Here is a 12,617-nt window from a genome sequence, read left to right on the forward strand (position 1 = left end):
TCGAAGGCGCCGCGGACCAGTGCGGTGCGCACGACGGCCGGGTCGGCGCTCGGGTGCGCGACGACGAAGTCCTTGCCGCCGGTCTCGCCCACGATGCGCGGGTAGGTGCGGTAGCGCTCGATGTTGTCGGCGGTGGCCCGCCACAGGTGCCGGAACGTCGCCGTGGACCCGGTGAAGTGGATGCCGGCCAGGTCGGGGTGCTCCAGAGCCACCGCCGAGACGTCGATGCCGTCGCCGGGCAGCATGTTGATGACACCTGGCGGCAGGCCGGCCTCCTCGAGGAGCTCCATCGTCAGGTGCGCGGCGAGCTGCTGGGTCGGGGAGGGCTTCCAGAGGACCGTGTTGCCCATCAGCGCCGGGGCCGTGGGCAGGTTGCCGGCGATCGCGGTGAAGTTGAAGGGCGTGATCGCGTAGACGAAGCCCTCGAGCGGCCGGTGGTCGATCCGGTTCCAGGTGCCGGGGGCCGACTCCGGCTGCTCGGCGAGCAACTGCCGGGCGAAGTGCACGTTGTAGCGCCAGAAGTCGGCCAGCTCGCAGGCGCTGTCGATCTCGGCCTGGTAGGCGGTCTTGCTCTGGCCCAGCATCGTCGCGGCGTTGAGCGTCTGCCGCCACGGCCCGGCGAGCAGGTCGGCGGCCCGGAGGAACACCGCGGCGCGGTCGTCGAAGGAGAGCTCCTGCCAGGCGGGGGCGGCCTCCTTCGCGCAGAAGCTGTACACGGAGCAGCCGCGGTCTCCCCCGGGGCAGTGGAACCGGCTGGACCACCGCCCGCTGGAGGGCTTCGTCTACGCGGTCACGCCCTTCAACTTCACCTCCATCGCCGGCAACCTGCCCACCGCGCCGGCCATGCTGGGCAACGTGGTGGTCTGGAAGCCGGCGGCCACGGCCATGTACAGCGGCTGGTACATCATGCGGCTGCTGATGGAGGCTGGGCTGCCGCCGGGCGTGATCAACTTCGTCCCCGGCGACCCGGTCGCCACCTCGGGGGTGCTGCTGAACGACCGCAACCTGGCGGGCGTGCACTTCACCGGGTCGACCACGGTGTTCCAGTCGATCTGGAAGACGGTGGGCGAGAACATCGCCAGCTACCGCAGCTATCCGCGGCTGGTGGGCGAGACGGGGGGCAAGGACTTCATCGTGGCCCACGCGAGCGCCGACCCGGCCGCGCTGGCCACGGCCATCGTGCGTGGCGGCTACGAGTACCAGGGGCAGAAGTGCAGCGCCGCCAGCCGCATCTACGTTCCCCAGTCGCTCTGGCCGCAGGTGCGCGAGCTGACCGTGGAGATGATGGAGAAGATCCGCGTGGGCGACCCGGCGGACTTCCGCAACTTCATGGGCGCGGTGATCGACCGGAAGGCGTTCGACAAGATCAGCGGCTACATCAAGCACGCGCAGGAGGCCAGCGACGTGGAGATCGTGGCCGGCGGCGGCTTCGACGACAGCACCGGCTACTTCGTGGAGCCCACGCTGGTGCAGGTGCACGACTCGGCGTACCGGCTGATGTGCGAGGAGGTGTTCGGCCCGGTCGTCTCGCTCTACGCCTACCCCGACGCCGAGTGGGCGAAGACGCTGGAGATCGTCGATCGGACGACGCCGTACGCGCTGACCGGCGCGGTGTTCGCCAACGACCGCGCCGCGCTGGTGGAGGCGGACCGGCTGCTGCGCTTCGCGGCGGGGAACTACTACATCAACGACAAGCCGACGGGGGCGGTGGTGGGCCAGCAGCCCTTCGGCGGCGCGCGCGCCAGCGGCACCAACGACAAGGCCGGCTCCATCCTGAACCTGATGCGCTGGATCAGCCCGCGGGCCATGAAGGAGACCTTCGCCCCGGCCCGCGCCTTCGACTACCCGTTCATGAGCGAGGAGTAGGCAGAGGGGAGGGGACAGGGGACAGGGGACAGGGGACAGGGGGCGATCCGCACCGATCCCCCCCCGACGTCATCCTGAGGCCGGCCACGCTGCAACCGGTTTCCGCACAGAACCTTGCAGGCCGAAGGATCCATACCCTGTCCAGCACGTCAGCCAGGGAAACACATCGACCTTTCCTCTGATTCCCGTGAGATGAGAGCCCCGGCCCGCGTATGCGGTCCGGGGCTTTTCGCGTCATGGGCCGGGATGAATATCCCCGATCAGTTCTTCGTTGTCGAACCGGAGCGTGGCGGGTCGATGACGAACGGCTTCCACGGGCTGGCGAGATCGCCGGAGCGGCGGGGGAGCACGACGCGCATGCGGTAGCTGCCGGGCGCGAGCGGCTTTCCGTCGCCGCCGCGCTGGTCCCACACGAAGCCGGTGCCGCGGATCTCGCGCGGGGTGAGCACGAGCCCGTCGGGGTTCGACGTGAGCGCCGTCTCCGCGGGCTGGCGCACCAGCTCCAGCCCGTCGCCGCTCTCCACCACCAGCTCCAGCGCGCCGCTCGCCTCCACCGCCACGCGGGCGCTGTCCGTCGCGCGGTTCACCAGCGTCACCGCCACCGGCACCTCGTCACCCGGCGCCACGTGCGCGGGAACGTCCAGCAGCAGCGCGAGCCGGGGATCGGAAACCGTGCGGTCGCGCCCGCACCCCATCGCCACCGCGGCCGCGAGCCCTGCGATCCAGCGAATCTTCATCCGCATCTACGTTCCATCGCTGTCGTGAATCCCCCCGAATCGTATCCGCCGCCCGTCCGCACGGCGAGGTGCGCACCATCACCACGCTCGATCCTGGCCGTCTTTCCATCTCCCGCTCGCCCCCGCGCACTGTCCTCGATCCCCTCATACAAATCCGGCGGAAGAATCAGCGCACCCCGCCGAATCACGTGCTGCGGAGATGATAGATCCTTCGGCCTGCAATCTATTGTGTAGGCTCTGGTTGCGGTGTGGTCGGCCTCAGGATGACGTCGGGTCGATGCGGTGAGGATGCACGAACTGAGTTCACGGATTCGGTTCACACCGCGGCTGCAACTCCCGGTGCGCGTGCGGCGTCCGGCGGCAGCATTCTTGCCCTTGAGTGCCGCCGTTGGGGCGCTTCCCGCCCACCCGGAGAAGTCCCGCCACCGCCCTTTCCGAGCCACCACCATGCCCGACCAATACGTCTACTTCTTCGGCGCCGGCCAGACCGAGGGGAACGGCCGCATGAAGGACCTGCTGGGCGGCAAGGGCGCCGGCCTGGCCGAGATGGCGCGCATCGGCGTGCCCGTGCCTCCCGGCTTCACCATCACCACCGAAGTCTGCAGGCTCTACCTCCAGGGCCACAGCTACCCTGGGGGGCTGCATGAGCAGGTGGCGTCCGCGACGGCGCGCGTGGAGGAGGCCACGGGGAAGACCTTTGGCGGCGGCGACAATCCCCTGCTCGTCTCCGTCCGCTCGGGCGCCAGGTTCAGCATGCCGGGGATGATGGACACGATCCTCAACCTGGGCCTGAACGACGCCACCGTGGCGAGCCTGGCGACGGCGACCGAGAACGAGCGCTTCGCGTGGGACAGCTATCGCCGCTTCGTGCAGATGTATGGAGACGTCGTCCTCGGCGTGCCCTCCACCGACTTCGAGCGCCTGATCGACGAGCGCAAGGAAGCGCGTGGGGTGAAGGAGGACACGGATCTCTCCGCGGACGACCTGCGCGAGCTGACCGGCGCGTTCAAGACGCTCGTCGCCGAGCGGACGGGGGAGCCGTTCCCCGACGACCCGCAGGCGCAGCTGTGGGGCGCCATCGAGGCCGTCTTCCGCTCGTGGGACACGCCGCGCGCGAAGGCGTACCGCAAGGTGAACGGCATCTCCGACGACCTGGGCACGGCGGTGAACGTCTGCACCATGGTGTTCGGCAACATGGGCGACGACAGCGCCACGGGCGTCTGCTTCACCCGCGACCCTTCCACCGGCGAACGCGTGTTCTACGGCGAGTTCCTGGTGAACGCGCAGGGCGAGGACGTGGTGGCCGGCATCCGCGACCCGCTTCCCATCGCCCGCATGGCCGAGGTGATGCCGATCGCCTACCAGGAGCTGCTGGACGCGCAGGAAAAGCTGGAGCGCCACTTCCGCGACGCGCAGGACCTGGAGTTCACCGTGGAGCGCGGGCACCTGTTCCTGCTGCAGACGCGCTCGGCCAAGCGCACCGGCCGCGCCGCCGTGCGCATCGCGGTGGAGATGGTGGACGAGGGGCTCATCTCCATCGACGAAGCCGTCCTCCGCGTGGCGCCCGAGCAGCTCGACCAGCTCCTGCACCCCATGCTGGACCCGAGCGCGGACGCGAAGGTGCTGACGACGGGGCTTCCCGCCTCGCCCGGCGCGGCGTCGGGGAAAGTCGTCTTCAACCCCGACGCGGCCGCCGAGCGCGGCGCGCACGAGCCGGTGATCCTGGTGCGCCGCGAAACCAGCCCCGAGGACTTCCACGGGATGGTGGTGGCGCGCGGGATCCTCACCTGCCGCGGGGGGATGACCAGCCACGCCGCCGTGGTCGCCCGCGGGATGGGAAAGTGCTGCGTGGCCGGCGCGGGGGCGATCGAGATGGACGAGGCGCGCGGCCGCTTCAGCGTGGGCGGCGAGACGGTGAGCGAGGGCGACTGGATCACCCTGGACGGAACCACGGGGCGGGTGATCCTGGGGCAGGTGCCCACCGTCGATCCCGAGCTGACCGAACCGTTCATGCGGCTGATGGAGTGGGCCGACCAGTTCCGCACGCTGAAGGTGCGCACCAACGCCGACACCCCGGCCGACGCCGCGGTCGCGCGGAAGTTCGGCGCCGAGGGGATCGGGCTGTGCCGCACCGAGCACATGTTCTTCGAGGGCGACCGCATCGACGCGGTGCGCGAGATGATCCTGGCCGGGAACCCCACCGGCCGCGCCATCGCCGAGGCCCGGCTCCTCCCCATGCAGCGCGGCGACTTCGAGGGGATCTTCCGGGCGATGGACGGCCTTCCCGTCACCATCCGCCTGCTGGACCCGCCGCTGCACGAATTCCTGCCGCAGGGCGACGCCGAGATCAAGCACCTGTCGCGCAAGACGGGCATTCCCACGCCGCAGCTGCGGGCGCGCGTGGAGGCGCACCACGAGGCCAACCCCATGCTGGGCCACCGCGGCTGCCGCCTGGGGATCACCTACCCCGACATCACCTGGATGCAGGCGCAGGCCATCTTCGAGGCCGCGGTGAACGTCGCCGCCGAGGGCGTCTCCGTCTGCCCCGAGATCATGGTCCCCCTGGTGGGCACGGCCGAGGAGCTGAAGCGGCAGCGCAGGATCGTGGACGAGGTGGCCGAGGAGGTGTTCGAGAACGCGGGCCGGCGCGTGGACTACATGGTGGGAACGATGATCGAGCTCCCCCGCGCCGCGCTGACCGCCGACGAGATCGCCGCCGAGGCGCAGTTCTTCTCCTTCGGCACCAACGACCTGACGCAGACCACCTTCGGCCTGTCGCGCGACGACGCCGGGCGCTTCCTGCCGCTGTACGTGGAGCAGGGGATCATCCCCCACGACCCGTTCCAGTCGCTGGACATCGGCGGCGTGGGGAAGCTGGTGGAGATGGCCTGCCGCCTGGGGCGCGGGGTGAAGGAAGATCTGAAGCTCGGCATCTGCGGCGAGCACGGGGGCGACCCGAAGTCGATCGAGTTCTTCCACGGCGCGGGGCTGAACTACGTTTCCTGCTCGCCCTACCGCGTGCCCATCGCGCGCCTGGCCGCCGCGCACGCCGCCCTCAACGACCCGCGCCTCAAGGAGCCGCGGATGGTCCAGAAGCGCGAGGAGCTGGCCGCGGCGGACTGAATCGCGGCGCACCATCGGCAGCACCGGTAAACCGCGGTCAGCCAGGCTGGCCGCGGAGTTCTTGCATGCATTTCATCACGGATTCCGCACCGCGCCCTTTACTTTCAAGTGCAGGTGATCAACATTGGTGTCACCACGTTCGAAACTACCAAATTTGGTACTACCAAATCTGGTACTACCAAATCTGGTTCTTTGTTTAGGCCCGAGGCGCGGTAGACCCATGGAAAGCCCCAGACCGCACGATCTGTTCGATCGCGAAACCGAGTGGCGGACGCTCGAAAGTCTCTGGCGCAAGCCGCGGCCGGACCTCGTCTTCGTCATGGGCCGCCGCCGCGCGGGGAAAAGTTTCATGCTGACGCGGTTCGCCCAGCAGGTTGGAGGCATCTACTACCAGGCGACGCGAAGGACGGAAGCGGAGCAGCTCGCCGGCCTTACGCGGGTGATAGGGCAGCACTTCGACGATGCGGCGCTGCAGGCGGGGATCGCGTTCCCGTCGTGGGAAGACCTGTTCGGGTACATCACGCGGCGCGCGGACGGGAGCCCGTTCCTGTTCGTGCTCGACGAGTTTCCGTACCTGGCTGCCGCAGCGCCGGCGTTGACGTCCATCATTCAGAGCTTGTGGGACCACGCCTGGCCGAAGACGCAGATCAAGCTGGTGCTGAGTGGATCATACATCAGCGCGATGAACCAGTTGGAGGAGGTGGACCAGCCCCTGTACGGCCGTCGTACCGCCAAGCTGGTCGTGGGACCGTTCGGCCTCGCGGAAGCAGCGCTCTTCATGCCCGGCTGGAGCGTGCGGGACCAGATGATCGCGTATGGTATGTACGGTCATCTTCCCGGTCACCTTTCCCTGATCGATGCCGCACGGCCGCTTGGGGCCAATGTGGCCGATGCGCTGCTTACGCCCAGCGGACGGCTCGTGGACGAGGCGCAGCACATGCTGGACGCATTTACCGCGGATGCGCATGTGCACTATTCGATCATCGAGGCGATCGCGGGCGGAGAGCAGACCTGGGGAGGGATCACCAAGCGCGTGGGCCGGGTCGGCGGAACGCTCCAGCGGGCGATCCGGTGGCTCGAGGAGATGCAGGTCATTGCCCGGGTGGCGCCCGTGACGGAAAGGAATCCGCAGCGTTCGAAACGCGCGGTGTACCGGATCATCGATCCCTACGTCGCATTCTGGCACAGGCTGATCGCACCGCTCGTGAACGCGGGAACGCTGGGCTTGGTCGCGCCGGAGCAACTCTGGAACGAGGCTGTCTCCCCCGCCCTCGACGACTACATGGGGCTGGTGTTCGAGGAAATGTGCCGCGACTTCGTCCGGCGGGGCGACCGGCTGCCGTTCAGGCCCGTGCGGCTGGGCGAGTGGTGGGACGGCGCGTCCCGGAACCAGGTGGACGTCGTGGCAATCGGTGGAAAGGGTGATCTTCTGGTCGGCGAGTGCAAGTGGGGCCGGGTGACGGCTGCCCACCTGCGCTCATTGCGTGAGCGAGCACACGCGGTGGCGGCCGAGTTCGGCGGCGTGACGCACATCCACACGGCGCTGTTCAGCGGACGGGGCGAGGGGGATGACGAAGTCCTGCTTGAAGCCGAGGCGGGAGCGACCCTCTTCTTTTCGGGAGAAGACCTCCGCTCTCCCGTGCGCCAGACGTTCTCCTAGCCCGGCGTTCGGCCAGGCACCTCGGGGAGCCGCGGGCGCTCCGGCCGCACTCCCGCACTTGTTGCCGCGGCACCGAACCTGCGCCCTGCGCGCGCGGCGGCGGGCGGGCGCTGTTCCGGCGGCGCCCGCCTGTGTATCTTGCGCCGTCCGGGTGCAGACTGGCTGACAGCGAAAACGGGGACAATGTACAGGCTACAGGAAGAAGGGGACGAAACCCCCGAGCAGAAGCCCGAGCCGAACAGCGCCGAGCGCAACGCGGCGGCGATGACCGATGCCGTGCGCGACCGTCTGTTCGACGCCCGCACCCTCATCATCAGCGGCGAGATCAACCAGAAGCTGGTGTCGCACGTGATGGGGCAGCTGCTGGCGATGGCGGCCGACGGCGACAAGCCGATCACCATCTTCATCAACTCGCAGGGCGGGCACGTGGAGAGCGGCGACACCATCCACGACGTGATCCGCTTCATCAAGCCGCGCGTGCGGATGGTGGGGACGGGGTGGGTGGCCAGCGCGGGCGCGCTGATCTACGTGTCGGTGCCGCAGGAGGACCGGTACGCGCTGCCCAATACGCGCTTCCTGCTGCACCAGCCGGCGGGCGGCACCAGCGGCATGGCCAGCGACGTGGAGATCGAGGCACGCGAGATCCTGCGCATGCGCGAGCGGATCAACAAGATCTTCGCGCGCGAGACGGGGCAGCCCTTCGAGCGCATCGAGACCGACACGCACCGCAACTTCTGGCTCGACGCGAAGCAGGCCATCGAGTACGGCCTGGTCGGCAAGGTGATCAACAGCGTGGACGAGCTGGACTGATCCGGCGGGTCCGGTAGATGGGAATCGCCGCGGGGCCGTCCTTCCAAGGGGGAGGACGGCCCCGCGGCGTTTCGGGCGATCGGCTCGTCTCTCCGGGATCTGCCTGCATCCCTGGTCGGAGCGGTTCGATTCCTGAAGCTTCGGCGAAAGCGGACGGTTCCCATCTCCCTTGTTCCGATCGTCTCATGTCCAATCTCCTCCGAACCTGCTGCGCCCTGCTGATCGCGCTCGCCAGCCCGGCCGTCTCGCTGCGGGCGCAGACCGTCGCGAACCTGGGGTTCGAGGAGCGCTCGCTCCTGGATCCCACTCGCCCGGCCACGTGGTCCGTCGGCGCGCCGGCGGGGTACGCGGCCGAGCTGGACAGCGTCGCGGCGCACGGCGGCCGGCTGAGCCTGCGCATCCGGCAGACCTCGGCGGCGACGCGATTCGCGGTGGCGAACCAGGTCATTCCCGTCTCCGCCGCACGGGGGAAGCGGGTCCGGCTGCGCGGATGGATCCGCACGGAGGGCGTGACGCGCGGGCAGGCCGCGTTCTGGATGCGCGTGGACGGGCCGGGGAACCGCTCGCTCGCCTTCGACAACATGGCGGGGCGCGGCGCGTCCGGAACCAGCCCGTGGACGCGGTACGAGATCGAGCTGCCGGTGGACAGCGCGGCCACCGGTGTCATCTTCGGCGCGCTGGACAACGGGGACGGAACGGCGTGGTTCGACGACGTGGAGATCGCGCTGGACGGCGTGCCGTACGATCCGGCGACGGCCCGCGCGTGGGAGGCGACGCCCGCGCAGGCCGCGTGGGTGCGCCGGCACGCCATCCCCCTGCGGACCGACGCGCCTGGCGGGGACGATGCCGATCTTCGCGCGCTCCGTCCGCTGGTCGCCGGCGCGCGCATCGTCGCGCTGGGCGAGGGGACGCACGGCACGCGCGAGTTCTTCCGCGCCAAGCACCGGCTGGTGCAGTGGATGGTGGAGCGCGAGGGCGTGACCGTGTTCACCATCGAGGCCAACATGCCCGAGGCGCGGCGCGTGAACGAATACGTGCTGACCGGCCGCGGCGACCCGCGCGCGGCGCTCGCCGGGCTGTACTTCTGGACGTGGAACACCGAGGAGGTGCTGGCGCTGATGGAGTGGATGCGCGCGTACAACGCGTCCGGCCGGGGACGGGTGGAGTTCTGGGGATTCGACATGCAGTTCCCGGGCGTCGCGGCGGACAGCGTGCGTGCCTTCGTCGCCCGCGCCGACCCCGCGTTCCTGCCGCAGGCCGACAGCGCGTCCGCAATCGCGACGAGCGCGTTCGAGGCGGTGCGGCGCGGGGGACGCGCCGACTCCGTCCAGGCGCGGGTATGGCGGGACGCGGCCGCGCGGGTGCTCGCCCACCTCGCGGCGAACCGAACCACCTATCTCGCGCGGTTCGACACGATGCAGGTGGACTGGGCCGAGCAGAACGCGCGCATCGTGGAGCAGGCGGCGAGGACGATGCTGGCAGGTCCTGCGTCGCGAGACAGCAGCATGGCGGAGAACGTGGCCTGGATCGCGGCGCACCACCCCACGGGGACGCGGATGGTGCTGTGGGCGCACAACGGGCACGTCTCCCGCGCGCCCGGGGCGATGGGCGCGCACCTCGATCACCGGTTCGGAAGCGCCTACCGCGTGTTCGGCTTCGCGTTCGGCGAGGGAGAGTACACGGCCATCGGGCCGCGCGGGCTGGCGTCGTACCCCGCGGCCGCGCCGGAGGCGGGAAGCGTGGAATCGGTGCTGCGCTCCACGGGGATGCCGCGGTTCGTGCTGGACCTGCGTGGCGCGGCGGAGGAGGAGAACGGCGCCTGGCTCGCCGCTCCCCACGCGTTCCGCTCGATCGGCGCCGGGGCGATGGAGCACCCGTTCCGGGACACGCCCGTCGCCCGCTACTTCGACGCGCTCGTCTACTTCGACCAGACGACCCCGTCGCGCCCGCTGCCGCGCGGGCCGATGCGGTGAAAGGCAGGGAAGGGCGAAGGAATTCGCTGCAACAACTGCACAAAGTCCGCCTTCGCGGACTCGCGCCGCACCATCGTGGCGACTTCGGAGGCGATGGTGCCTCCTCGATTACGGCGGTCAGCTCTTCTTCGCCCGGCGCGGCTTCTTCGCGGTGGTGCCGTCATCGTCGCCCCCGTTGACGGATGGGTACGCGAGGGCGCCGCGCATGGGGTCCAGGATGTGGCTGATCTGGTCGGCGCGGTCGATCTTGCGGACCTGGCGGTCCAGCACCGTCCACGGGGTGACGGTGAAGTCGCTCGCGGGCTCGCCGTCGGCCTCCTTCTCGCGGCGGGCCATCTCCACCATCTCCTCGGCCACCTCCGCCGACGCGCACACCGCCGACAGCAAGGGGCACTTCTCGTGCGGCAGCCGCTCGAACACGCACCACACCGTCTTCGCCATCTCCGTCCTTCCGCCGTTGGTTGCCTTTCCGCTGACGCAAACCGCCGGCCCGCGCTGGTGCGGGCTCCGTCTTCCGTGCAGAACCGCGGACCCGCCCTTCGTGCTCGTCCGTAGGTGACGTGCTGGTCCGGCCACAGATCCTTCGGCCTGCAGAGTCTGGTGCTGACGCGGGTTCGGTGTGGCCGGCCTCAGGATGACGTCTTCAGGGGAGGCGACGGGGTGTACCGGCAACGCACTCCGCACTCAGGACTCGGCACTCAGCACTCAGCACTCAGCACTCAGCACTCAGCACTTGGCACTTGGCACTTGGCACTTGGCACTTGGCACTTGGCACTTCCCGATCGAATTGGAAGCACCGGTAACAAAATCCCCGCGCGCCCCTTGCCGCTCCGGCGCGGCGGGGGGCAGTTTGTGGGCGGATTCCCCGCGCGCGTGTTTCCGCGCGGGTACGCTCCCTGCCGCCGCGCGGCGGTTCCCTCGCCGCCCCTGGATGGACCGATGGTTCGACGCACCAAGATCGTCTGCACGCTGGGCCCCTCGTCGTGGTCGCCGGAGCGCATCCGCGCGCTGATCGAGGCGGGGATGGACGTGGCGCGCATCAACTTCTCGCACGGTGACCTGGACCGGCACGCGGAAACCATCCGCAACGTGCGCCAGGCCTCGAAGGAGTGCGGGCGCCCCATCGCCGTGCTGGGCGACCTGCAGGGCCCCAAGATCCGCGTAGGCTCCCTCCCCGAGCCGGTGGAGCTGAAGCCCGGCGACAGCGTGACCTTCGCCCCCGAAGCCGTCGCCGGGCCGGGCGAGCTCCCCACCACCTTCGCCGAGCTGGCGGCCGACGTGGAGGTGGGCGAGGTGGTGCTGCTGGCCGACGGGCTGATGGAGCTGATCGTGGAGGACGTGCAGCCGCCGCGCGTCACGATGCGCGTCATCCACGGCGGCGAGCTGACCTCGCACAAGGGGATCAATCTCCCCACCACCCGCATCTCCGTTCCCTCGCTGACGCCCAAGGACCTGCGCGACCTGGAGTTCGCGCTGGAGCAGCAGGTGGACTACATCGCCCTCTCCTTCGTCCGCTCGGCCGAGGACGTGCTGGACCTGACGCGCCGCATCCCCCCCGGCGGACCGCTCGTCGTCGTCAAGGTGGAGAAGGGCTTGGCGCTGCAGAACCTGCAGGCGATCGTGGAGGCGTCGGCGGTGGCGATGGTGGCGCGCGGCGACCTGGGGGTGGAGCTGCCCTTCGAGCAGGTGCCGCTGGCGCAGAAGCGCATGATCCAGCTGTGCAACGTGAGCGGCCGCCCGGTGATCACCGCCACGCAGATGCTGGAGAGCATGATCGAGAACCCGCGCCCCACCCGCGCGGAAGCCAGCGACGTGGCGAACGCGATCATCGACGGCACCGACGCGGTGATGCTCTCGGCCGAGACGGCCACGGGGAAGTTCCCCATCCAGGCGGTGCAGGCCATGGCGCGCATCGCGCAGGAGATCGAGAGCTCGCACATCCTGGAGGGTGGCCCGCACTACGACTTCCCGCTGGAGCAATCCGACGGCGAGATCACCACCGCGCGCGCCATCGCCGGCGCCACGGCCGAGGCGGTGCGGCGGATGGGCGCGCCGGTGATCCTGACCTTCACCAGCAGCGGGAGCACGGCGCGCGTGGTCTCCTCCTTCCGCCCGCCGGTGCCGGTGCTGGCGCTCACCGACCAGACGCGCACCTACAACCAGCTGGCGCTGGTGTGGGGGGTGATCCCCATCCTCTGCACCCCCGAGTCGACCTTCGAGGAGAACCTGGCGTGCGGGCGCGAGGAGGCGGTGAAGCGCGGCCTGGCCAATCCCGGCGACCGCATGGTGGTGACCGCCGGCTACCCCATGCACGTGCCGGGGACGACGAACCTGCTGCAGGTGGAAGTGGTGTGACGACGTGCGAGAGTGCGAAAGTGCGAGAGTGCGAAAGTAGACGGCGCGTGGGACGATGCGGCGGTGCGGGGGGGGTTCACTCTCGCACTTTCG

The 12,617-nt window shown here is 69.7% G+C and carries 8 protein-coding genes and 1 pseudogene; 6 read left to right on the forward strand and 3 right to left on the reverse strand.

Annotation, left to right across the window (positions count from 1 at the left end; translation table 11 throughout):
- Positions 1 to 716, reverse strand: a 716-nt coding sequence (locus tag VLK66_RS22885; RefSeq protein ID WP_325311812.1) for an aldehyde dehydrogenase family protein, incomplete at its 3' end; no start/stop codon positions are given.
- On the opposite strand from VLK66_RS22885, the pseudogene VLK66_RS22890 reads away from it, so the two are divergent.
- Positions 697 to 1,866, forward strand: a pseudogene (locus tag VLK66_RS22890) (aldehyde dehydrogenase family protein); the annotation flags it as partial. The gene VLK66_RS22885 and the pseudogene VLK66_RS22890 sit on opposite strands and share 20 nt — an antisense overlap.
- A gap of 260 nt (positions 1,867 to 2,126) precedes the next feature.
- Here the strand turns inward: VLK66_RS22890 and VLK66_RS22895 are convergent.
- Positions 2,127 to 2,609: a hypothetical protein gene (locus VLK66_RS22895; protein WP_325311813.1), complete on the reverse strand. Its 483-nt coding sequence runs from the start codon at positions 2,607 to 2,609 to the stop codon at positions 2,127 to 2,129.
- A gap of 441 nt (positions 2,610 to 3,050) precedes the next feature.
- Between VLK66_RS22895 and ppdK the strand changes: the two genes are divergently transcribed.
- The 4 genes from ppdK (at position 3,051) to VLK66_RS22915 (ending at position 10,169) form a co-directional block, all read left to right on the forward strand.
- Positions 3,051 to 5,726: a pyruvate, phosphate dikinase gene (ppdK, locus tag VLK66_RS22900; RefSeq protein WP_325311814.1), complete on the forward strand. Its 2,676-nt coding sequence runs from the start codon at positions 3,051 to 3,053 to the stop codon at positions 5,724 to 5,726.
- Between the two features lie 220 nt (positions 5,727 to 5,946).
- A complete protein-coding gene (locus VLK66_RS22905; RefSeq protein ID WP_325311815.1) occupies positions 5,947 to 7,386 on the forward strand; it encodes an ATP-binding protein in 1,440 nt (479 codons plus the stop codon).
- Positions 7,387 to 7,569: 183 nt separating this feature from the next.
- Complete coding sequence (locus VLK66_RS22910; protein WP_325311816.1) at positions 7,570 to 8,196, forward strand: ATP-dependent Clp protease proteolytic subunit; 627 nt, start codon at positions 7,570 to 7,572, stop codon at positions 8,194 to 8,196.
- A gap of 185 nt (positions 8,197 to 8,381) precedes the next feature.
- Positions 8,382 to 10,169, forward strand: coding sequence for an erythromycin esterase family protein (locus VLK66_RS22915; RefSeq protein ID WP_325311817.1), 1,788 nt, complete (start codon positions 8,382 to 8,384; stop codon positions 10,167 to 10,169).
- Between the two features lie 117 nt (positions 10,170 to 10,286).
- On the opposite strand, the gene VLK66_RS22920 is transcribed toward VLK66_RS22915, so the two are convergent.
- A complete protein-coding gene (locus VLK66_RS22920; RefSeq protein ID WP_325311818.1) occupies positions 10,287 to 10,610 on the reverse strand; it encodes a hypothetical protein in 324 nt (107 codons plus the stop codon).
- A 498-nt stretch (positions 10,611 to 11,108) separates the two neighbouring features.
- Between VLK66_RS22920 and pyk the strand changes: the two genes are divergently transcribed.
- Positions 11,109 to 12,524, forward strand: a complete 1,416-nt coding sequence (gene pyk, locus VLK66_RS22925; RefSeq protein WP_325311819.1) for a pyruvate kinase — start codon at positions 11,109 to 11,111, stop codon at positions 12,522 to 12,524.
- Positions 12,525 to 12,617: the final 93 nt, after the last annotated feature.

This window comes from Longimicrobium sp. (genome assembly GCF_035474595.1).
In the GTDB taxonomy this organism is placed as follows: Bacteria; Gemmatimonadota; Gemmatimonadetes; order Longimicrobiales; family Longimicrobiaceae; genus Longimicrobium.

Excerpts from the sequence above, each read along its gene's own strand:
- VLK66_RS22915 (WP_325311817.1), top strand. The coding sequence starts at position 8,382 with ATGTCCAATCTCCTCCGAACCTGCTGCGCCCTGCTGATCGCGCTCGCC.
- VLK66_RS22895 (WP_325311813.1), bottom strand. The coding sequence starts at position 2,609 with ATGCGGATGAAGATTCGCTGGATCGCAGGGCTCGCGGCCGCGGTGGCG.
- pyk (WP_325311819.1), top strand. The coding sequence starts at position 11,109 with ATGGTTCGACGCACCAAGATCGTCTGCACGCTGGGCCCCTCGTCGTGG.
- VLK66_RS22910 (WP_325311816.1), top strand. The coding sequence starts at position 7,570 with ATGTACAGGCTACAGGAAGAAGGGGACGAAACCCCCGAGCAGAAGCCC.
- VLK66_RS22905 (WP_325311815.1), top strand. The coding sequence starts at position 5,947 with ATGGAAAGCCCCAGACCGCACGATCTGTTCGATCGCGAAACCGAGTGG.
- VLK66_RS22920 (WP_325311818.1), bottom strand. The coding sequence starts at position 10,610 with ATGGCGAAGACGGTGTGGTGCGTGTTCGAGCGGCTGCCGCACGAGAAG.
- ppdK (WP_325311814.1), top strand. The coding sequence starts at position 3,051 with ATGCCCGACCAATACGTCTACTTCTTCGGCGCCGGCCAGACCGAGGGG.